The following is a 21,737-nucleotide window of genomic DNA, read 5'->3' as shown; positions in this document are numbered from 1 at the left end:
GCCTGCTCCCGATGACGCTCTTGCAAACGGCGTCTGGGAACGAGGCTCGGCGATCAGCCGCGCCGGCGCGATCCCGCAGGGTCTCGCGACTTACCGAAAAGTCTCAAAAAGCGGGTGCTATCTCCCCAGCCGCGCCACCTGGCGGAACTCGCTGGGCGCGACGCTGCAATGGTCGCGAAAAAACCGGGTGAAGTGAGCCGGAGCGCTGAAGCCCAGCCTGTCTCCAATCGCCGCGAAGGTCTCATCGCCCTCGACGATCGCTCCCACGGCCAGCTCGACCTTGAGCACGTTGAGGAAGACATGGGGGGTCACGCCGGTCGAATCCTCGAAGACGCGAAAGAAATGCGCCCGTGACAGGCCGGCTTCCTTCGCCAGCTTCTCGGTGCTCAGCGTGGCTGACGGGTTCGAGCGCATCAACGAGATCGCGCGGCCAACCCGCCAGTCGATCGCACTGGAGCGGGCAATCTCGCGCAGCGAAGCGCCGACCGTCCGCCACGGCGTGAAGCGTTCGATCACGGCGATCATCAGCTCCGAGAGCAGATTCTCCTGCCGGCGCGACGCGCCCGGCTCATGGACCATCTCGGCGGCGAGATCGAGCGCGGTCTGGCGGATCGGTGCGGTCACCTCCCCGGCCGAGTGCTCGAAGAAGCCGGGCGCGCCGCTGGCGGCCCAGTTCGGCCGGAAGCTCCGCAGCCATTCAGGCTCGATATAGAGCGCCAGGATCAGCGCGTTCTTGCGGCGCGGGTCGTGGATATAGGCGTGCGGTTCCCAGGCATTGACCAGAACGGCGAGATCGTCGGTCAGCGACGCGACGTGATCTCCAACCAGAAACTGGGTGTCGTCGCCATCGACCTTGAGCAGGACATGGCAATGGGGGTGCGCGTGACGGACCAGGCTTCGGTCCATATCCAGCAGCGCCACCCGCCCAAAAGCTCCATGCGCGATGCGCAAGGCATCCGACATGCCGTTTCCCCGCCAAGCCTGTTTTTCATCACACGGCCCCCATGGATACAGTAGTGCTCGCCTTCCCATCGCCGCAAGCGGCGTTTCGGAGTGTCGCGATACGAACCGCCGGCGGCGAATGATCTGCCGGTCGACGGGCATCGGACGCTCCGCATTTGGCAGCCGCGGTGGTTCTGATCGAGATTTGCGGTTCTGAGCGGGGCTGAGGCGCCGGCCCGATGAACCTTGCCGGTATCGTTCAGGCCGACACGGCGTGCTCGCCGGCAGGCAATGCGTCGATGCTGGAGGCGCGTTTGCAGCGCATATCTCTGACAGGTTGCTGAAAGGTTGTCAGATCATATCGTCCGCGCTCGTTTGAGTGACGCGGAGATTTTCATGGACAACACCCTTTGGGGGATCTTGCTGGTCAACGAATTCCTGATCGGTCCCTTGGTGGATTGCTGGGTTTGCGCCGCAGTAATGGTCGTTATATGTGTATCTCTTATTTTCTTCGTCGTTCGACAGTAATTCGTCAGCAATACAGGCACGATGAGAATTTTTCGTCCAGCGGCCAGCTATCGGGGCAACAACAACGTTCTCAGATCTTCTGATGTTATCGCCACGATGGCCGCTTTGGCCGCGACCAGGGCATCGGAATGAGACGCGCCCCATGCGACCCCGATGCTCACGATACCCGCGCCGCCGGCCGCATCGATGTCCCTGACCTCGTCGCCGACCGATACGGCCTCGCCAGGATGAATGTCGAGCAGCTTGAGCACCCGCTTGAATTTCGCCGATTTTGCCAGGAGCGACGATCCCGTCTCGTAATGGTCGATCAGCGACGCATGGGGCCCGAGCACCGATTTTACATTTGCGGCCGAGTTGGAGCTCACGACCGCGATCAGCATGCCATTCGACTTCAATTCGGAAAGCAGATCGCCGACCCATCCGAAAAGCTTGATCTGGTCGATATTCTGCGCCGCGAGTGCGCGCGTGTGCTTCACGATCGACGGCAATCGCCACTTTGGAATTCCCAGCGCGGAAAGGATCTCCAGCGGCGACTTGCGCCGAAGTTCGTCGCGTTGCTCGGGTGTCGTCTCCTTGAAGTCGTAGCGTCGAGCCAGCTCGTTCACGACACCGCCGAACCAGTTGATGCTGTCTGCCAGCGTGCCGTCGAAATCGAAGATGACGAGGCGCTTGCGCACGATGAAAGCGGCGTCGATTCCGTGGCTGGTCGGGCGGACGTTCATCAGGGTGCTCCGGGCAAAACTGTGCCGATCGATCGGCGATCCTTTGGTCGACGGCAGAGCAGCTATTGTGCCGGCGCTCGCTGCATGTCCGCGACATTGTCGGAAAACGAAGGGCGGTCCTTCCAGAAGCTGCCGCCGGCCATCTTTTCATAACCCAGCGTGTATACGGCGCGCATGTAATTCGTGCCGAACGGTTCTGTCATGTTATAGGATATCTCCCGATCGATCGAAGCCATTCGAAACCGAAAGCCTGCCTTCTTGCTATAGGCGTAAGTGGCCAGCAGAGCGCTGCGCGTCTGGGCTTTGATCAGCGACGAACTTGCTCTGGCCATGACGATGAACATGTTGTTCGTGGTCATCGAGAATTCCGGCATGAGGGCGTTGTTGATGAGGATATAAATGTTGATTTTCGGCCCTTTGGGCCACTCTTCGTTCTCCGCATTGGCGATCCATCCCTCCGGAATAGTCAGGATCTGGGAAGCCGAGCCGCCATCGGAATGCATTTCCTCAAACACCTGCCCGCCAGCCCTGACCTTGATGAGCACGGCCGGGTAAAGCCCGGGAATGCTGGCCGAAGCCATGATGATGTCCTGAAACAGGGTCAGCGCGTCAGGCCGGTTGCTGTTCGCGATCGCGCCCATGTTCCAGATCACCGCTCTCTGGGAGTCGAGGTTCGACGTCAAAACGAGCAGACGGGGCCCCTTGCGATGCTCGGCAGCGATTTTCGCGACGATGTCGCGGGTCAGATAGCGTTCGACCATTTCGCGGAGCGGTTCCTGCTTCAGCAGACTGGCGCCGAGCAGCCCGAGCGGCAGGAAACCCATGTCGACGAGCTTCTCGGCAATGCCGCTCGTGTAGAGGTCCACGAGAGCCTTGTCGTAGCTGCGGCCGAGAAAGGCGTAGGGCGCAATCAGCGCCCCCGTGCTGACGCCGCTGACGATGTCGAATTCGGGTCGTCCTCCCTTGTCCGACCAGGCCTTGAGCGCGCCGACGCTGAACGCGCCTCCCGCGCCACCGCCCGACAGGACAAGGTAGTCGACGTCCTTCTTTCGCGAGACCGGGAGCCAGGTCCGTGCTCGGGGCAGTGTTCCACCCGAATCCGCATAGATCCGGACATCGCCGAACCCATCGATGCTGGCCGTCGATGCGGCTCCCGACCCATAGGGAATACGGCCCGGCGCCAGGCAGCCAGCCAGGAATACCGCTATGAGGATAGCGACCAGCCGAGGCATGACGACCACCGCCTGACCAACTCTAGCGGGCTGCCTGCCGGGCGCCCTTGTCGGTCCATTCGGGAGGCAACCCGAGCTGATCTCCGACGAGACCGAAGACGCCCGGGTACCGGCCGTGCCGTTCGCAGGCCACGAACTTCGGGGCGAGCCCCATCGTCGATCCGATCTTCTGGAAGGACGGGAGGTCGATTCCAAAAGAGCCGAAAGGGCTTTCCCCTTTCACGAGCAGCGAACCGAAATCGTCGCCGAATGTGTCCGCGAGATCATAGGCATCGCTCGTCTTGGAGACCCTGGCCGAGCTGAAGAGCACGTTCGCTCCCCTCGCCCAAAGCATGGCCGCTTGCTGCCGCCCCGTTGGGTCGATCGCTTCCGCCTCCATTGAGAGGCTCCCCAATCCGATCGGGATGCGCGGTGTCGGAACCGGGACGCCGATATCCACGAAATTCATGCCGATTGACGTGGCGACCGAAACACCCGCGGCAATTTCGTTCGTCTCGGTCGCCTGGGTGACGGAAGCGCCCACGAGCAGGTCGGCCGGTTCGTCCGCCATCACGAGTTTGAACCGATCACTAAGTCTGACGCAGAGTGCTCGATCCGCGGCGTTCGCAACAAGTTGGCGCTGCTGATTGGAGAGATTCGGCGCAAGAGCGGCGGGGAATAACGTCGGTACGATCTTGACCGTCTTGGCCGTCAAGACTTGATCCTTGCGAACGCGCGCTCGGGACTTCGTCATGAGCCCGTCGGAAGGCGTCATCGCGTCGTAGGAGGACAGGCCGGCACCTTGTACGAGTGGCGCGGAGGCGCAGCCCGCCAGAGAACCGACCATGGCCAGCAGACCAACGAACCCGGCGCTGCCGAACGATCGCGTCGAGCCCTCACCGCACGCTTCGATCATATGGCCGTGTCGCATGCCGAGGGCGCGGCGGGCTGTGGTTGAACGTCCCTGTTTTCCAGCGTGGAACCGGGCTGCGCCGCCGGCGGCAAACGATGCCAGCATCGCCACGGTCATGACGGTCTTGCCCCAGTCACCTGAAACGCCCCGACCGCGCGGCGAGACGCAGCCCTGCGCGGAGATCGATTTCGCCGCGGGACAATGACGCTTCGTCCTCGGCTGCCGGAATGATGGGTCCGGGTTGGATGTGGCGACGTCGAAGACAGGGATACTGATCATTGTGTTGCTCCCGAGAGTAAGTCCGGTTGCTTTGGGTTTGACATGTCAGCGGAGTGCCACTCGCCGTTCATTCGGCAGCCAGCGGTCGCGGCATCGAGCGCAGCATCGCCTTCGCCCTCACTTCACCCGGAGTCGCCGCTGCGGTCGTGCCATGTGCTTGCCGATGGCCGTCATGCTCGGCTTGGCCGATGAAGCAGGCGAAGAACCTCGTCGCGCGCCACTGTCGAGCCGGGACGACGACGCCCTGGACGATTTCGCTCAAGCTCGCCCTGGTGACCGCGACGGAAGGTCCAGGCGCTCCCTGTCGAGCCGGAGACTGCGCTTGCAGGACTGCACCGGCTGGCGCGGCCAGGCCGACCACGAGGGCCAGGACGAGCACGGTGGAGCAGGCCGAAATCATCGGGCGAAACTCTCAGTCTGATCGGAGCCGCAGGCATCGGCGGCGCCACCGCCCCTCGTGACCGCGCTTGTCGAGCGACAGCGGGTTGGCGAAGCGTGGTGAGATCCGGATGGTGCGCCTGTGACCTGCGCGCATCGCGCTTATCGAGAGGGTGGCACCGGGTCGGCGGCGGGGTCACGGGAGGCTATTCAAGACGGCCTGTGGACGGCAGAGGCGGTCTGCCGTCCACAGGACGGTCAAAACCGATAAAGAACACCGACGACAGTGCTGAACTGGTTCGCCGACCCCTCCTGCTTGACGATGGGGGACTTGGCGGCATCCCCGAGCAGTCGGCCATAAGCGACGCGACCGGTGATTCCCCAGTTTGGCGAGAAGAGGTACCGCGCGTTCAAGCCGATCTCGGCCTTCGTAAGGCCAGCCGAGGCCGTATAGGTCGGCAAACCACTCGCTGCGGCGCCGACCGGCGTCACCCCGAAATATGCGTTCGAGTACTTCTTGTCAGCGAACTCGATCTCGGCGTCGACCGACACGAAGAAGGGCTTGGCGATCTGGATGCCGTAGCTCGTCTTCAGGCTGGCGGTGTAGCCTTCATGACCTTCGGACGCCTTCGCGAACTCCACCCCGAAGGAGAGCGTGTCGGTCGGCATCATCACCTGCTTGAAGTTCACCTTCGCGAAGCCGCCGAACTCGACCGAGCTGTCCACCTCGGGAAGAAGCTTGACGCGGCGATTCTTCACATCGCTGTCGCGCCCGCCATCATATCCCACCAACGGACCGGCCTCGAACATCCCGCCGGGGATCACGTTGATCTTGGCCCGTGGCCCGACAACCTCAATGTAGTAGTCGTGATAGGCCAGACGACCGATCCCGATGGGCATGAACTTGTAGTCCTTCGACCCTGGAAACTCCGGCATCATCCCGCCGCCGAGCGCGATATAGGCGCTCCAGGGCGAACGGGGAGCCGGCGGCTGAGGTTCCGGCTGCCGCGCAGCGGGCCTGGACACGTCGGCGGCGAGCGAGGCGGCAGGCCCGGCGATGATTGCCAGAAAGATGGCTGGTCCCAGGATTCGCATTCAGTATCTCCGTCAACGAAAGGCTCTCTGCCTCGCCCTGCGCTGATCGGCCGCCAACCTTACAAGCCCCTTACGCGGATCAATTTGCCATCGCACCCGCGCTGCAAGGTTGCTGCAAGCTTGATGTTCGAACTGCGATCGGCGCCGGCGAGTGGGGGGTTTCGGGATGCGGATCTTGTTCGCGGAAGATGACGAGGCCATGGGCCGGGCAACCGCCGCCTCCCTGACGGCCGCCGGCTTCGTCGTCGATCTCGTCGACAGTCGCAGCGACGCACTGCACGCGCTGAAATCGCACCGCTATGACGCAGCCATCTTCGACATCCTGTTGACGGACGGCAGCGGACTCGCGGCGCTCGCCGAAGCGCGGCGCCTGGGTTTCGATCTCCCGGTCCTGCTTCTGACTGCGCTTGGCTCCGTGGGCGACCGTGTGAACGGCCTCAATGCCGGAGCCGACGACTATCTCGTGAAGCCATTTGCGGTCGACGAATTGATCGCGCGGCTGCGGGCGCTGCAGCGGCGGCTGATGGCATCGCCGACGATGGCACTGACCGTGGAGAACACCACCTTCGACCCGCTCTCGCGCATGATGTCGGTCGACGGCGACAGCATCGCCATGTCGCGCGCCGAGGGCATTATCGTCGAACGTTTCATGCGCTGCCTGGGGCGTGTGCTGACGAAGGAGCAGTTGGCGGAGAGCATCTACTCGTTCAACGAGGATTACACGGACAACGCAGTCGAGGTGCATGTCCACCGCGTCAGGCGCAAGCTGGAGAACAGTGGCGCCCGCCCATCGATCAAGACGGTTCGCGGGCTGGGTTACATCATGCTTGCTGACAAGACGTCATAGGCGGCGCAATTGAAATCCTTCAGCTCCAGGATCGTTCTTGCCACGGCATTCGTTTTTTTGACGGCCTTGATCGGGACCTTCTTGGTTCTCGCGCGCGAAGCCAAATACGGCTTCTTCCGAATCCAGGAAAACAGCCTAACAGTCCAGGCGGAAGGCCTCGCGGAGCGCATCCGGTTCGTTGACGGCAGCCCGACGCTGGAGCTTGGCAACCTCGCCGCAGAGGCCGGCAAGCCAGTTTCCTACGCGCTGCTCGATTCTCGGGGACAGGTGGTGGAATCCTATGGGCTCAGGGGCGTCGAGGTCTCGCCCGCCACTCTAAGGCGCTACGATATCGACGATCCGTTCGGTTTCTCCATCGAGAGATGGCTTGATCCCAACAGCGGCGATTCCGTCATGTTGATCCTGCCCGATACGAGCGGCGCCCAGCGCATCGTCGTGACGTACCCCGCGCGGGATCGTCTCCTGGTGCAGGTCTCGATGCCATTGCTCGGCAACGCCATCTCGAAAGCGGACGTGCTCTACACCCTGACCGAGGCGTCGGTGGTCGCGGTGCTCCTGCCGCTGATCCTGACCCTGGTCGCCATCCCGATCATCGTCAGGCTTACGCTGAAGCCCATTCGCCGGGTCTCTCGCGAGGCAGCCGAAATGGAGGCCGCGACGCTCGATCGCCGTCTCTCGCTCGATCGCGTGCCGTCCGAGATGGACGGGCTCGTCCGCACCTTCAACGAACTCTTCGCGCGGCTCGACACGGCCTGGCGGCTCCAGCGCGAGTTTACCGCCAACGCCGCGCATGAACTGCGCACGCCGATCGCCGCTCTCAGAGCGGAGGTCGAGGCTGTCGTTCCGGCGCAGACACGCTCTGTCCTGGCCATCCAGTTCGACAAGGTCGCTCGCCTGCTGACACAGCTTCTCGCGCTGGCCGAAGCCGACAGCAGACCGATCGATGCCGGGGGTCGCTTCGATCTCATGGCGTTGGCACGCGGAGTGGTCGCCGACATGGCGCCGGCGGCCATCGCCTCCGGCCGGGAGATTTCCCTCGATCGCGACAGCGAGAAGCCGACGGACGTCCGCGGTGATTTGGGATTGGCGGAGATCGCGTTGCGCAATCTGATCGACAATGCCGTTCGCCACTCCAGACCCGGCAGCGCGATACGCGTCATCGTCGACGAGGCCCGCATCTCGGTCGCCAATACCGGCAGCTCCATTCCGGAAGCGCTGCAGGCGACGATGTTCGAGCGGTTCTGGAAGCAGGATCGCCGCAGCAGCGGCAGCGGTCTCGGCCTCTCGATCATCGATGCCATCATGAAACGCTTTGGCGGCTCGGTCGACGTCACCTCCTCCGATGGAACGGTGACGTTTGCGCTGGATTTCCGGGATGGCGCGAGCGCCTGAGGCACAGGCAGGGATCGTTGCGTGCCCCCGCGTGACGATGCGGCTCTCTGTCCACAGGGCGACAAGACGGTTCCAGGGAGAGCAACAAATGCCTGTCGCTTGCGCGAAATGCCCGGGCCGCGCCGCGCGGCAGATGTAAGCAAGGCGCAAGATACAGCGCTCAGACACCCCCTCCAACGAGAGGGAATTCGATGCGCATGCTTATGGGCGATGAAACGTCGACAGTGGAGCGGGCTCGAAGGATTGCCAGGGCGAAGAGCAGCACCGTGCGAGGCAATGCCCAGGACAACATTCGTGGGCTCGAACCATTCGCGGCGAACCGAATTGAGCCATGGTCAGATCCATCGAAATGCGTCTGCCCGGTGATCCGCACCTTTTTGCTGGCCTGGAACGAAGGGTTGCCGAAGGAGGAGCGTGACATCCTCCATTCCCTGTATCCAAAAATTGTCCGCACAAGCGCCAATGCTCTTATCCAGGAGCAGCGCGCGCTCATGGCCGCGGATTGGCTTGTGCGAACCTATGCTCCGGCATGGCTCAATCTTGCGGGCATGCGCGAACAGGCACGTCTGCTCTACGAATTGCCGCAAGTATCGGAGATCGCTCAGGCGTTCGAGATGAGAGCCGTGCTGGCCAAGGTCAGTCACGAAGCCAATGCGGAAGCATCGCGCGTGGACGGGGCGGGCTGGATCAAGGCATCGGATGACTGCTGGGCGTCGGCCTGGGCCGCAGCCTACGACGCGGCCCGGCTTGCCGCGCACGATCTCGCATGGGTCAGCGCCGCTTCGGCGTCGCGGGCGGCGGCCGGCATTGCGGCCGGTATGACGACGTGCTCGCTCGTGACAGCTCTCCAGGGCTCGGCCGCCGAGCTCGTCCTTAAAATGGTGCGGTTGAGCGGCGCGCCATCGGCAACCGCAGCCAACACGGCAACCGACACCGGTGCCTCCGAGGCCTCAACCCGGCCGGACGATCGGGTTCGTCGCGTCGAAGGCTGACGATCGGAAACGTCAGGGCTCGAATTCGCCGAGGTTTCGCGCTTGGTCCCCGTAGACGCACACAAGACCTCGACACCGTCGACAAGACACCGCATCATGTGAGGTCAGATTTGATGCGTCGAGCGCTGGCGCGTCGAGCGCCCTCACGCCCCGCCGCCGGCCGGTCACCCGCCGGGCTTCGCCTTGTCGAAGAGGCCCGCCGAGATCAGCTTCTCATAGGCCGAGAAGACATGCTCCGGCACCGCCTGCAGCCCGTCCTCGCCATAGGCGTAGCGGCGGCTGAGATAGCCGCGCGCGCCCATCAGCACATGCACGATGACCTCGAGCTCCTCGTCGCTGTAATCGCCGACGCGCCCCGGCCCGCGCGCCTGCTTGAGCAGCCGGACATAGGCCGTCGAGATGTTGTCGAGATGGCGCTGGTATCCTGCCGAGGCGAAGACCTCGGCTTCGTTCAGGATGCGCAGGAATTCCGGCGTCTCCTTGAGGAAGTCGAAGAAGGCGCGAAACCGCGTCACCTCCTTGCCGAACTCCGAATCCGCCTTGTCGATCCGCATCCGGATGAAGGCGACCATCTGCTGGCCAATGACCGGCAGGAGCTGGTCGAGCAGCTCCTGCCGGTTCTCGAAATGGTTGTAGAAGGTGCCTTGCGCCACCCCGGCGGCGTCGGTGATCCGCGCGACCGACGCATCGGCATAGCCATGGCGGCCGACCATCTTGGCGGCAGCCTCGAACAGGCGACGTTTGACGTCGTCGTTCTTCTCGCTGCGCGTCAGTTTCGCCGGGCGGTTGGCGGTCGCTGCCTTGGAGATGCTGGTGGCCATGCGTGTTGCGGGCTCGCTGTCGGTGTACTGCTTGAACTAAGACCGAAATTCGTCGCGGAGAAGCCTTTTCAGGATCTTGCCGGACGGGTTTCGCGGCAGGCTTTCCCGAACAACGATGTCGCGCGGGGCTTTGAAGGCGGCGAGCTTCGCCCGGCAATGGCGGGTCAGCGTCTCCAGCGACAATTCGGCGCCCGGCTCCAGCACGACGAAGGCCACGGGCTTCTCGCCCCAGCGCTCGTCGGGCGCGCCGATGACCGCGACTTCCCGCACCTGCGGCAGTTCAAAGATCACGCGCTCGACCTCGGACGAAGCGATGTTCTCGCCGCCGGAGATGATCATGTCCTTGAGCCGGTCGGTCAGGAAGAGAAAACCGTCGCTGTCGAGATAGCCCATATCGCCGCTGCGGAACCAGTCGCCATGGAAGGCGGCCTCTGTCTTGGCCGGGTCGTTCCAGTAGCCGCGGGTGATCTTGGGGCCGCGCAGGCAGATCTCGCCGGTCTCGCCCGCCGGCAGCGCCCGGCCCTGCTCGTCGCGGATCGCGATCTCGACATGCGCCAGCGCCCGCCCGACGGAGCCGATCTTCTCGATCTCGCGCCCGGCCTCCATCAATGTGTCGCCACTGCAGGTCTCGGTCAGGCCATAGGCGTCGATATAGCGCGCGTTCGGGAAGCTCGCCGTGAAGCTGCGGATGCGCGCCTCCGGCGTCCGCTCTCCACCACCGATGACCCAGCGCAGGCTGCTCAGTTCGAGCCCGCTCGCCGGGGCTGCGGCCAGCATGGCGCTCGTCATCACGGGAGCGAGCCAGGCACTGTCCAGTTGTTCGCGGGCGATCGCGGCGAGCGCGGCCTCCGCGGAGAAGTCGCGGATGATGCAGAGCATGCCGCCCATCCAGAGCACCGCCAGACCCGGCAGGTCGAAGGCGCCGACATGGTAGAGCGGGCCGGTGACGAGCAGGCGGTTTTCGGCACCGAGCCCAAGCGCGAGGATGTGGTCGCTGCACTTCCAGTAGAAATTCTCGTAGCTGTGCATCACCCCCTTCGGCCGGTCGGTGGTGCCGGAGGTGTACATCAGCCGGAACAGGTCGCTGGGCTTGCGCACCACGCGCGGCGCAGGCGTGGCGGACGGCCCCGCCCGCGTGCTGTCGGCCTGCGCGGCGGCGTCGAGCAGCAGCACCGTCCCTGCCAGCGCAGCGCCGCCCGCGAGTTCCTCATCCGCGATCAGGAGCTTCGCGCCCGCATCCTCGACGATGTAGCGCACCTCGTCGGCCGAGAGCCTGAAATTGATCGGCAGGAACACCGCCCCGACATGCCCGACCGCGATGGCGATCTCGACGAAGGCAGCGCTGTTCTTCATCAGCACCGCCACGACGTCACCGGGCCCGATGCCGCGCTCCGTCAGCCAGCCGGCCGTGATCGCGACGCGGCGCGCCAGCGTGGCGTAGCTGATGCGGGTCTCGTTGAAGACGATCGCCAGGCGCTCGGGCGTACGGCCGGCATGAAACCCGATGAAGCTCGAAAGATTGATCATTCCCGTCCGCCGCCTGCCCCGACTTCCACCCTGGCGCCAGCCCCTCGCAGCGGCCGGTCATGTCATTTTCTGGTTTATGACTCGTAATTCATTTTTCTCTTGACGTCACCACCCGTCGTCACGACTATCGCTCGCAACAGGGCCGGCAGCGAGAGCCGCGCCCGATAAACCATGCCCACCGCGCAACGACGGGAAGGGCCAGGGCGGAAGCAGGGAGAGCATCATGAGCAAGCCATCATTGACCGCGATGAATCGGCGCGGTTTCCTCGCCGCGGGTGCGGTCGCCGCCGGCACGGTTTCGATGCCGTGGGTCGCCGGTGCACAGGCCAAGGTCGTCAAGGTCGGCTTCCCGACGATCCTGTCGGGGCGCGTCGCGCAGCTCGGCACCTCGTCGCGCAACGCCGCCCAGATGGAGGTCGAGAAGGTCAACGCCGCTGGCGGCCTCGCCGGCCGGCCGATCGAACTGGTCATCCGCGACACCAAGGGCCAGCCGCAGGAGGCCGCCCGCGTCGCCCGCGAGCTGGTCAACTCCGACGGCTGCGAGATGCTGATCGACGCCGAGGCCTCGACCGGCGCCTTCGCCGTGCATGAGGTCGCACGCGATCTCGGCATCCTCTGCATCCACACCAATTCCGAGACCTCCTCCCTCACCGCCGATCCCAAGCTCAGGCTGCCGAACGCCTTCCGCTGCGCCCGCCAGGGTATTCACGATTCGGTCGTCGGGGGCAGCTACGCAGCCGAGATCGCCACCGCGAAGAACCTGACGCGCTGGGCGACCTGCTCGCCGGATTATGCCTACGGGCGCGACACGACTGGCGAATTCGTGATGTATCTGAAGCGCTTCGCCCCGAAGGTCGAGGTGATCAGCGAAGCCTGGCCGAAGATCTTCCAGCCCGATTATACCGAATCGATCACCAAGCTTCTGCAGGCCAAGCCGCAGGCGCTCTACTCCTGCCTCTGGGGCGGCGACCTGACCTCCTTCATCGACCAGGCCGCGATCTACGCCCTGTTCACGCAGATGCAGTTCTACGCCGTCAACATGGCCGACTACACGGCGCTGACGGTCGTTAAGAACCTGCCGGCCGGCATCCATTCGGGCAACCGCTACATCAAGACCTTCCCCGCGACGCCGCAGAACGCGGCCTGGGGCGACGCCTATCGCGCCAAATACGGTGAGTATCCGACGAACTGGGCCTGGCAGAACGGCCTCGTCGTCAACTTCCTGGCAGAGGCTGCGAAGAAGGCCAATTCGGCCGATGGCAAGAAGATGGCCGACGCCCTGCGCGGCCTGACGATCGCCTCGCCGCTCGGCGCCGACGGCACCGTGACGATGCGCGCCGAGGACCAGACCATCATCGGCTATGCCGTCGGCTGGGGCACGACCATCCCCAAGGAGCCCTATGTTCCGGAGATGAAGAGCGTTCCGTGGCAGCGCATCCTCGAACTCGAAGCCGAGTGGAAGAAGGACAAGGGCTTCGCCTGAAGCCTCGCCTCCGGCGGCGACAGCTGCCGGCTGCGCCTTCCAGACCAGACAGGCCGCGTTCCTGCGCGGCCTGACCGCCCCTCTGTTGACGAGCGCGTGATGGATCTCAACGCCCTGACGGAATGCCTGTCCTCGACCTCCTGCATGGTCACGCAGGCGACCAGCGGCTTCATCATCGGAATGCTGCTGTTCCTCGTCGCGGTCGGGCTTACGCTCATCTTCGGCGTGATGAAGATCGTCAACTTCACGCATGGCGCCTTCTACATGATCGGCGCCTATCTCGCGATGACCGTATTCCAGGCGACCGGCAGCTACACGCTGGCGCTGCTCGGCGCCGCCGTCGGCGCCTGCCTGTTCGGCGTCGTCGTCGAGCGCTTCTTCATGCAGCGCATCTATGGCGGCAACGTCCTGATGCAGCTTCTGGTCTGTTACGCGCTCGTGCTGATCCTCGACGACCTCGTCCGCATCGTCTGGGGCCCGGAATTCAAGTCGATGGGCATGCCGGACGCCTTCCGGGTGCCGCCGCTCTTCATCATGGGCGGGGTGGTGCCGCCCTTCTATCTCTTCCTGATCGCAGCGGCGCTGGTGATCGCGGTCATCCTCGGCCTCGCCATCTCCCGGACGCGCTTCGGCAAGACGATCCGCGCAGCGGCCCACAACCCGGCGATGGTCTCGGTCCTCGGCATCAACACCGGCCTGCTCTTCACCGGCGTCTTCGCGCTCGGCTGCCTGCTGGCGGGGCTGGCGGGCGGACTCGCCGCCCCGGTGCGGTCGCTGACCCCCGGAATGGGCTTCTCGATCCTGATCGAGAGCTTCATCGTCACCGTGATCGGCGGCATGGGCTCGATCCTCGGCGCGCTGGTCGGGGCAGTGCTGATCGGCCTGATCCGGACCTTCGGTGCGCTCGGCTTCCCGCTCTTCACGGAGGCCTTGATGTACCTCGCCATGGCGATCGTGCTGATCGTCAAGCCGTCGGGCCTGTTCGGACGCGAGGCTGCCTGAGATGAAGCGTCCTGCCCTCCGCGACGTCCTGTTCGGCCTCGTCGCCTTCCTGATCCTGGCCGCGCTGCCGCTGCTGACGACGAGCAGCGCCCTGGTCGATTTCGTGATCCGCTGTGCCGCGCTCGGCCTGTTCGCGACCTCGCTGAACCTGCTGGTCGGCTATGGCGGCATGGTCTCCTTCGGCCATGGCCTGTTCTTCGGGATGGGCGCCTACAGCTTCGGCATCATCATGCAGCGGACGGGGATGCCGATCCCGCTCGCGATCCTGCTAACCCTCGTCGTCGCGGCGATCGTCGCATTGGCGGTCGGCGCGATCTGCGTCAGGCTCAAGGAAATCTACTTCGCCTTCGTCACGCTGGCGTTCCAGATGCTGGTCCACAGCATGATCATCGCCTGGGTGCCGGTCACCGGCGGTGATCAGGGCTTGCGCGGCGGCATCCCGCGCCCGTCCTTCCTCGGCATCAACCTCGCCGACCAGAAGCAGCTCTATCTGTTCAGCGCTGCCCTGCTGGTGCTGGGCCTGCTGGCGATGCGCCACATCGTCTCCTCGCCCTTCGGCTATACGCTGCGCATGGTGCGCGACAACCCGACGCGCGCCGGCTTCCTCGGCATCGATGTCTACCGCACGCGCCTGACCGCCTTCGTCCTGGCCGGCGTCTTCGCCAGTCTGGGCGGCGTCATCATGAGTCTGTTCGTCTCGGGGGCCTATCCCGAATTCGCCTTCTGGACGATGTCGGGCGAGGCGGTGTTCATCGTCATGCTCGGCGGCACGGCGGCCTTCCTCGGCCCCATGGTCGGCACGGTTCTGCTGCTCCTGCTCAACGACTTCGTCACCCGCGTCGCGGAGCATCACGGCCTCGTTCTCGGAACGGTGATCCTGCTCTTCGCGCTCGGCCTGCGGAAGGGACTGCTCGACTTCGTCATGGACTGGCGCGAGGCGCGCCGGACCCGTGCCCAGGCAAACTCCGACAGGATCGCGGGCACGAACACGATCCAGGCTTCGGACAAGATGGAAAGGGTTGCGACATGAGCAAGGCGATGATCGCCGTCGTCACCGGCGGAGCGAGCGGCATCGGCGCAGCCTGCTGCCGCGAGCTGGCGAAGCGCGGCCACAAGGTCGTTGTCCTCGACCGCGACATGGCGCGGGCCGAGAGCGTCGCCGCCGAGATCGCCGGCCACGCCCTATTCGGCGATGTCGGCGACGAAGCCGGCCTCAAGGCCGTCGCCGCCCGTATCGAGGCCGAAATCGGCCCGGTCGGGATCGTCGTCAACAGCGCCGGCGTGCTGCAGCCGCCATTGCGGCCGACCGAACTGCCGATGTCGGTCTGGGACCATGTCGTCCATATCGACCAGCGCGGTACCTATCTCGGCTGCGTCGTCTTCGGCGCGGCGATGCTCGGCCGGCGCAGCGGCAGCATCGTCAACATCGCCTCGATCGCGGGCTCGCGCTCGATGGCGCTGCATGCCTACGCGCCGGCGAAGGCAGCCGTGATCTCGATCACCCGCTGTCTCGCCGCCGAATGGGGCCCGGCCGGAATCCGCGTCAACTCCGTGTCTCCGGGCTTCACCCGCACGCCCGCGCTGCAGGAGGCGATCGACAAGGGCGAGCGCGACGTCAGCAACCTCGTCGGCAGCGTGCCGATGGGCCGCCTCGTCGAGCCCGACGAGATCGCCCGCGTCGTCGCCTTCGTCGCCTCGCCGGACGCCTCCGCCCTGTCCGGCATCGACGTGCCCGTCGATTGCGGCTGGATGGCCGGCACCTCCTGGCACACCTATGGCGGCTTCCGAGATCCGGGGAACGGCCCCCATGCTTGAGATCACGAACCTGGTGAAGTCCTTCGGCGGCGTGCGCGCCACCGACGACGTCACCATGACCTTCGTCACCGGCTCGCTGACGGCGATCATCGGCCCCAACGGCGCCGGCAAGAGCACCTTCTTCAACCTGCTCTCGGGCGCCTTTCGTCCCGACAGCGGCGATATCAGGCTCGACGGCCAGTCGATCGTCGGTCTCGGAATCGGCGAGATCGTGCGCCGCGGCATCGGCCGGGCCTTTCAGGTCGCGAGCATCTTTCCGTCGCTGACCGTCGAGGAGACCATGCTGGCGGCGGTCTCGGCCCATCACGGCCATTCGAGCCGGCTCGGCTCGCGCTTTCCGCTGGCCTCGACCCGCTCCCACGCGGCCCATTGCATCGAGATGGTCGGGCTCACCGCCAAGCGCGACACGCTCTCCTCGAACCTGTCGCATGGCGACCAGAAGCTGCTCGACATCGCGCTTGCGCTGGTGCTGGAGCCCAAGGTCCTGCTGCTCGACGAGCCGACGGCCGGAATGGGTCCGGAGGAGCGCTGGCGCGTCATCGAGAAGGTCCGCGAACTCTGGGAGCGCCAAAAGATCACCGTCGTCTTCATCGAGCACGACATGGACATCGTCTTCCGGATCGCCCCCTCGATCCGCGTGCTGAGCTACGGCCGTGTCCTCGCCGAGGGTACGCCGCAGGAGATCCGCACCAACCCCGCCGTGATCGAAGCCTATCTCGGCACCGAGCACGAGGCCGCGGCATGAGCGCAGATCCCGTCGTCAGGCCTGCCGTCATCGAGGTCGCCGGCATCGACGTCTTCTACGGCGCGAGCCAGATCCTGTTCGGCGTCGAATTCGCGGTCCAGGAAGGCCAGACCATGGCCCTGCTCGGCCGCAACGGCGCCGGCAAGAGCACGACGATGAAGGCGATCGCCGGCCTTGCTCCGCCCAAGCGCGGTGCGGTCAGGCTGTTCGGGGAGGACCGGACACGGCAGAAGCCCTACGAGATGGCGCGCGCCGGCCTCGGCTTCGTGCCCGAGGACCGGCAGGTGTTTCCCGAGCACAGCGTCGAGGACAACCTGCTGATCGCCAGAAAGCCTGGCCCCGACGGCCGCGACGAGTGGAGCCTGGAGCGCATCTACGAGGTCTTCCCACTGCTGACGCCACTGCGCCAGCGCATGGCAGGGCGGCTGTCCGGTGGAGAGCAGCAGATGCTGGCGATCGCGCGCATGCTGATGGGCAACCCCTCGGTCCTGCTGCTCGACGAGCCGAGCGAGGGCCTTGCCCCGATCATCGTCCAGCGCATCGGCGAACTGGTCCGGACCCTGCGCAAGACCGGCGTCACCATCCTGATCGCCGAGCAGAACATGCATTTCTGCCTCCGCCTCGCCAGCGACGCGACCGTGATCGACAAGGGCCAGATCGTCTTCCGTGGCACCATCGCGGACCTCAAGGCCAATGACGACGTCCGCCAGCGCTACCTCGCGCTCTGACGTCCCGCATCGAGACTAAGCCAGGGAGACCGGCCATGCCGACACTGACCCAGGACATTGCCCGCTTCGTCGCCGGACTGGAGGCGCAGAACCTGCCGGCCGACGTGACGGCCAAGGCGCGCGCCTGCCTCGTCAACGCGCTGGGCATGGCCGTCAACGGCTTCGACACCCCTTACGCCCCGGTCGCGCGCAAGGCGGCAATCGCGCTCGACGGCGAGATCCCAAACGGAGCGACGCTGTTCGGCGACGGCCGGCGCAGCACGGTCAGTGCGGCCTGTCTCGCCAACAGCGCGCTGTTCCACGGCCGCGCCCAGGAGGACACCTGCGGCGCTGCCCATTTCGGCACCATCCTGATCCCGATGCTGCTGGCGATGACCGAGGCGCGCGGCTATCCGCTGTCGCGGCTGATCCCGGCGCTGGTCGCCGGCTACGAGACCGGGGGGTTGTTCGAGAACGCCTTCGCCGGCCAGACGACACCGGCCGGCTTCCGCTCCTCGGCCGTCTATGGTTGCGTCGCGGCGGCCGCCGCGGCGGGCCGGTTGATGGAGCTGAACGAGGATCGTCTCGCAGCCGCCCTCGCCAATGCCGTCTCGTTCACCGGCGGCGTCCTGCAGCCCTTCGCCGATGGCACCGACGAGTGGCGCTATCAGGTCGGAATCGTCGCCCGCAACGGGCTGGCCGCCGCGGAACTGGCGGCCGCTGGATCGGTCTCCGCGCCTCATGCCTTCGAGGGGCGCGCCGGCTTCGTCCGCTGCTTTGCCGGCACCGAAGCTCCGGCCGGTCTCGCCTCCCGCCTCCGGCGGGACTGGTCGATCCTGCGCGTCACCTTCAAGCCCTATCCCGTCTGCGCCTTCAACCAGACGCCCGTGACCGGTGCGCTGGCGCTGCGCCGGGCGCTCGCCGGCCGGGACATCGCGGCCGTGAGGGTGCGGATGAACCCCTACGAGACCGGCTATGCCGGCATGGATGCTGCCGGCCCGTTCAGCTCGATCTCCGGCACGCTGATGAGCATCCCGTTCTGCATCGCGACGACGCTCGTCCATGGCGTCCCGAGCATGCGGCACATGACGACCTATGACGACGGGAGCGTGAACGGACTGGTCGCCAGGACGACGCTGGTCACAGATCCCGGCGTCCCCGTCCTGAGCGCCATCATCGAGGCGGATACGGCCGACGGCGCGACGCATCGCCATGAGCAGCGGATGACCCCGGCCGACTACGCCTTCGACCGCGCGACGCTGCGGGAACTCCTGACCCGGACCGGCGCGGAGCAAGGGCTGGAGCCGGGGCTGTTCGAGCGGATCGAGCGCGTCGTCGATGCCCTGCCGAACGGCAGGATCGAGGAGGTCGTCGGGCTGTTCACCGCGATCGAGCCGCGCCGCGTCGCGGCCTAGCCGGGCGGGCGCTCAAATCCGGTCGGAGACGGCGATCTTTCTTTGCATAAAAATGAATTATGACTCATAACTCATATCGTGGTAGTTCCGTGGCGTGGAATCGAGAGCCTCATGAGTGAGCCAACGACGCCGGCCGCGCCCAGCACCGGGCACAACGCTGCAGCCGAGCTGCTCGCACTCTATCGCTCGCTGGTGCTGATCCGGCGCTGCGAGGAGCGGCTGAGCACGATGTTCGCCGATGGCGAGGTGCCGGGATTCATCCATCTGAGCATCGGGCAGGAGGCCGTCTCGGCCGGCGTCATGGCGGCGCTGACGCCGCAGGACACCATTGCCTCGACGCATCGCGGCCATGGCCACGCCATCGCCAAGGGGCTCTCGCTCGACGGCTTCTTCGCCGAATTGCTGGCGCGCGACACCGGGCTCTGCCGTGGCCGCGGCGGCTCGATGCATGTCGCTGACATGTCAGTCGGCATGCTCGGCGCCAACGGCATCGTCGGGGCCGGGCTCTCGATCGCGCTCGGCAGCGCGCTCGCGCACAGGACGCTGAAGAACGACGCGATCGCGGTCGCCTTCTTCGGGGACGGCGCGCTGGCCGAAGGGCTGATGCATGAATGCCTGAACATGGCGGCGCTGTGGAAGCTACCGCTGCTGTTCGTCTGCGAGAACAATGGCTGGGGCGAATTCCTGCCGACCTCGAAGCAGCTCTCCTTCTCGCTGGAGGGGCTCGCCGCCGCCTATGGCATCCCCCATGTCGCGATCGATGGCAACGACGTCGCGGTCGTCGCGGCGCATGCGGCGCGGCTCGTCGCCGAGGTGCGAAGCGAGGGGCCGCGCATCCTTGAATGCCAGACCACGCGGGTCCGCGGGCATTTCGAGGGCGACGCCCAGAAATACCGCGATCCGGACGAATTGGCCGCACTCAGCGAACGCGATCCGCTGGGCATTGCCGCCGGCCAGCTCGCGGCAATGGGCGTGGGCGAGACTGCCCTGTCAGACATCGCAACCGAGATCGCGGCAAGGATCGAGGCTGCGGTCGCCGCGGCCCGCGCCGCGCCCGCACCGCTGTTCGAGGCGGCGATGGCGGATGTCTACACCGGCGCCGGGATCGGGCAACCAGCCATGCAGGGAGACGCCTGATGGCCGAGATGCGATATCTGCGGGCGATCAATCAGGCGCTGGCCGACGCGATGGCGGCCGATCCGAGCGTGATCCTGATCGGCGAGGATGTCTCGGAGGCCGGCGGCGCTTTCGGCGCCAGCCGTGGCCTGCGCGAGCGCTTCGGGGCCGAGCGGGTGATCGACACGCCGATTTCGGAAGCCGCGCTCGCGGGTGCAGCCGTCGGCGCCGCCTTGAGTGGCCTGCGGCCGGTGGCCGAGATCATGTTCATGGACTTCACCACGCTGGTGATGGACGCACTGGTGAACCAGGCGGCCAAGGCCCGCTTCATGTTCGGCGGCCAGCGTTCCGTGCCGATGGTGCTGCGCACGCCCCATGGCGGCGGCCTCGGCGCCGGCCCGCAGCATTCGCAATGCCTCGAGGCCTGGTTCGCGCATGTCCCGGGGCTGAAGGTGGTCTGCCCCTCGGACCCCGCCAGCGCCTATGGCCTGCTGCGCGCCGCGATCGCCGACCCCGACCCGGTCGTCTTCATCGAGCACAAGGCGCTCTACGCGATGAAGGGCGAGGTGCCCGACGACCTGCCGGTGATCCCGCTCGGACAGGCAGGCATCCTGCGCCACGGCCGCGACGTCTCGATCGTCGCCTATGGCGCGGCGGTCCACACCGCGCTGACGGCTGCGACGCAGCTCGCCGGGGAAGGCATTGAGGCCGAGGTCGTCGATCTGCGCAGCATCCAGCCCTGGGATGAAGAGACCGTGCTCGCCTCGCTCTCGCGCACGCACCATCTCGTCGTCGTGCACGAAGCCGTCGAGGCTTTCGGCGTCGGCGCGGAGATCGTCGCCCGCATGGCCGATATCGGCTTCGACGAGCTCGATGGCCCGATCCTGCGCGTCGCCGCGCCGTTCATGCCGGTGCCGTTCTCCAAGGGGCTGGAGACGGCCTACCTCCCCTCCCCGGAGCGCGTCGCCGCCGCCGTGCGCCGTACGCTGGCCTGAAGGAACCGTCATGTCTGGAACAGCCGAAAAATCGGACGCCATCCTCTACGAACGCCGCAACGCCGTGGCGCTGATCACGATCAACCGCCCCGCGACCCTCAACGCGCTCGACATGGCAACACTGGCTGCCCTGGACGAAGCGGTGGCACGCGCGGCGTCGGATGAGGCGGTGCGGGTCGTCGTCTTCACCGGCGCAGGCGAGCGCGCCTTCGTCGCGGGCGGGGACATCGCCGATCTCGACAGCCGGCAGGGCCTGCCGCACTACCTCGAACTCGGCGAGCGGCTGCACGCGGTCTTTCGCCGGATCGAGACGCTGGACAAGCCGACCATCGCGGCCGTGAACGGCTGGGCACTGGGCGGCGGCACCGAACTGTTGCTCTGCATCGACATCCGCATCGCGGCGGCGTCGGCCAAATTCGGCCTGCCGGAGATCAATCTCGGCCTCTTCCCGGGCGCCGGCGGTTCGCAACGCCTGATCCGCCAGATCCCGCTCTGCAAGGCCAAGGAGCTGATGTTCACCGGCGCGCGGATCGACGCGACGGAAGCCGAAAAGCTCGGCCTGATCAACCGTGTCGTGCCCGACGCCGAAGCACTGCCGCAGGCGCTCGCCTTGGCCGAAACGATCGCATCCAAATCGCCACTGGTGCTGAAGCTGCTCAAACGGACAATGAGCGACGGCCTCGACATGCCGCTGCCGGCCTCACTGCGCCACGAGCAGGCGATGATCGGCCTCGTGCTCGATACGCAGGATGCGCATGAGGGCTGCCAGGCCTTCCTTCAGAAGCGCCCCGCGCAGTTCAAGGGCGCCTGAG

Annotated in this window: 21 protein-coding genes; 13 read left to right on the top strand and 8 right to left on the bottom strand. The window is 65.8% G+C overall.

Annotation, left to right across the window (positions count from 1 at the left end; genetic code table 11):
- Positions 1–117 precede the first annotated feature (117 nt).
- The 6 genes from C8D03_RS21510 to C8D03_RS21485 form a co-directional block, all read right to left on the bottom strand.
- Positions 118–963, bottom strand: coding sequence for a helix-turn-helix domain-containing protein (locus C8D03_RS21510; protein ID WP_108049538.1), 846 nt, complete (start codon positions 961–963; stop codon positions 118–120).
- A 554-nt stretch (positions 964–1,517) separates the two neighbouring features.
- Positions 1,518–2,192, bottom strand: coding sequence for an HAD hydrolase-like protein (locus tag C8D03_RS21505; protein WP_108049536.1), 675 nt, complete (start codon positions 2,190–2,192; stop codon positions 1,518–1,520).
- Positions 2,193–2,254: 62 nt separating this feature from the next.
- A complete protein-coding gene (locus tag C8D03_RS21500) occupies positions 2,255–3,424 on the bottom strand; it encodes a patatin-like phospholipase family protein (RefSeq protein WP_108049534.1) in 1,170 nt (389 codons plus the stop codon).
- Between the two features lie 22 nt (positions 3,425–3,446).
- Positions 3,447–4,595: a DUF3313 domain-containing protein gene (locus C8D03_RS21495; RefSeq protein ID WP_248308564.1), complete on the bottom strand. Its 1,149-nt coding sequence runs from the start codon at positions 4,593–4,595 to the stop codon at positions 3,447–3,449.
- A gap of 67 nt (positions 4,596–4,662) precedes the next feature.
- On the bottom strand, positions 4,663–4,857 hold the full coding sequence (locus C8D03_RS26535) for a hypothetical protein (protein WP_108049533.1): 195 nt from the start codon (positions 4,855–4,857) through the stop codon (positions 4,663–4,665).
- A 374-nt stretch (positions 4,858–5,231) separates the two neighbouring features.
- Positions 5,232–6,068 (bottom strand): MipA/OmpV family protein, encoded by an 837-nt coding sequence (locus C8D03_RS21485; protein WP_108049531.1) that lies wholly within the window; start codon positions 6,066–6,068, stop codon positions 5,232–5,234.
- Between the two features lie 175 nt (positions 6,069–6,243).
- On the opposite strand from C8D03_RS21485, the gene C8D03_RS21480 reads away from it, so the two are divergent.
- From C8D03_RS21480 to C8D03_RS21470, 3 genes are all read left to right on the top strand, one after another.
- Positions 6,244–6,915, top strand: a complete 672-nt coding sequence (locus C8D03_RS21480; RefSeq protein ID WP_181301158.1) for a response regulator transcription factor — start codon at positions 6,244–6,246, stop codon at positions 6,913–6,915.
- Between the two features lie 81 nt (positions 6,916–6,996).
- Positions 6,997–8,307: an ATP-binding protein gene (locus C8D03_RS21475; protein WP_146170254.1), complete on the top strand. Its 1,311-nt coding sequence runs from the start codon at positions 6,997–6,999 to the stop codon at positions 8,305–8,307.
- Between the two features lie 191 nt (positions 8,308–8,498).
- Positions 8,499–9,299 carry a hypothetical protein gene (locus tag C8D03_RS21470; protein ID WP_146170253.1) on the top strand — a complete coding sequence of 267 codons (801 nt, stop codon included), beginning with the start codon at positions 8,499–8,501 and terminating at the stop codon, positions 9,297–9,299.
- 164 nt (positions 9,300–9,463) lie between these two features.
- Here the strand turns inward: C8D03_RS21470 and C8D03_RS21465 are convergent, their stop codons facing one another.
- Positions 9,464–10,120: a TetR/AcrR family transcriptional regulator gene (locus tag C8D03_RS21465; protein WP_108049518.1), complete on the bottom strand. Its 657-nt coding sequence runs from the start codon at positions 10,118–10,120 to the stop codon at positions 9,464–9,466.
- Between the two features lie 36 nt (positions 10,121–10,156).
- Positions 10,157–11,647: an AMP-binding protein gene (locus tag C8D03_RS21460; protein WP_108049516.1), complete on the bottom strand. Its 1,491-nt coding sequence runs from the start codon at positions 11,645–11,647 to the stop codon at positions 10,157–10,159.
- A 247-nt stretch (positions 11,648–11,894) separates the two neighbouring features.
- Between C8D03_RS21460 and C8D03_RS21455 the strand changes: the two genes are divergently transcribed.
- The 10 genes from C8D03_RS21455 (at position 11,895) to C8D03_RS21410 (ending at position 21,736) form a co-directional block, all read left to right on the top strand.
- Positions 11,895–13,130, top strand: coding sequence for an ABC transporter substrate-binding protein (locus tag C8D03_RS21455; protein WP_465246480.1), 1,236 nt, complete (start codon positions 11,895–11,897; stop codon positions 13,128–13,130).
- Between the two features lie 99 nt (positions 13,131–13,229).
- Complete coding sequence (locus C8D03_RS21450) at positions 13,230–14,132, top strand: branched-chain amino acid ABC transporter permease (RefSeq protein ID WP_108049512.1); 903 nt, start codon at positions 13,230–13,232, stop codon at positions 14,130–14,132.
- 1 nt (position 14,133) lies between these two features.
- The gene (locus tag C8D03_RS21445) at positions 14,134–15,162 is read left to right on the top strand and encodes a branched-chain amino acid ABC transporter permease (protein WP_108049511.1); all 1,029 of its coding nucleotides are present in this window, start codon (positions 14,134–14,136) and stop codon (positions 15,160–15,162) included.
- Positions 15,159–15,947 (top strand): SDR family NAD(P)-dependent oxidoreductase, encoded by a 789-nt coding sequence (locus C8D03_RS21440; protein ID WP_108049509.1) that lies wholly within the window; start codon positions 15,159–15,161, stop codon positions 15,945–15,947. Before C8D03_RS21445 ends, C8D03_RS21440 begins: the two co-directional genes overlap by 4 nt.
- On the top strand, positions 15,940–16,692 hold the full coding sequence (locus tag C8D03_RS21435; RefSeq protein WP_108049507.1) for an ABC transporter ATP-binding protein: 753 nt from the start codon (positions 15,940–15,942) through the stop codon (positions 16,690–16,692). The genes C8D03_RS21440 and C8D03_RS21435 overlap by 8 nt, the downstream gene beginning before the upstream one ends.
- Positions 16,689–17,420, top strand: coding sequence for an ABC transporter ATP-binding protein (locus C8D03_RS21430; RefSeq protein ID WP_108049505.1), 732 nt, complete (start codon positions 16,689–16,691; stop codon positions 17,418–17,420). Before C8D03_RS21435 ends, C8D03_RS21430 begins: the two co-directional genes overlap by 4 nt.
- Before the next feature lie 35 nt (positions 17,421–17,455).
- Positions 17,456–18,814 (top strand): MmgE/PrpD family protein, encoded by a 1,359-nt coding sequence (locus C8D03_RS21425; RefSeq protein WP_108049503.1) that lies wholly within the window; start codon positions 17,456–17,458, stop codon positions 18,812–18,814.
- 111 nt (positions 18,815–18,925) lie between these two features.
- On the top strand, positions 18,926–19,951 hold the full coding sequence (locus C8D03_RS21420; protein WP_108049501.1) for a thiamine pyrophosphate-dependent dehydrogenase E1 component subunit alpha: 1,026 nt from the start codon (positions 18,926–18,928) through the stop codon (positions 19,949–19,951).
- Positions 19,951–20,925 carry an alpha-ketoacid dehydrogenase subunit beta gene (locus C8D03_RS21415; protein ID WP_108049499.1) on the top strand — a complete coding sequence of 325 codons (975 nt, stop codon included), beginning with the start codon at positions 19,951–19,953 and terminating at the stop codon, positions 20,923–20,925. Before C8D03_RS21420 ends, C8D03_RS21415 begins: the two co-directional genes overlap by 1 nt.
- Before the next feature lie 10 nt (positions 20,926–20,935).
- Complete coding sequence (locus tag C8D03_RS21410; RefSeq protein ID WP_108049497.1) at positions 20,936–21,736, top strand: enoyl-CoA hydratase/isomerase family protein; 801 nt, start codon at positions 20,936–20,938, stop codon at positions 21,734–21,736.
- The last annotated feature ends 1 nt before the right edge of the window (position 21,737 follow it).

This window comes from Bosea sp. 124, from assembly GCF_003046175.1.
Lineage (GTDB): Bacteria > Pseudomonadota > Alphaproteobacteria > Rhizobiales > Beijerinckiaceae > Allobosea.
The sequence above is the reverse complement of the archived record's forward strand: the minus strand, read 5'-3'. Positions and strand labels throughout refer to the sequence as shown.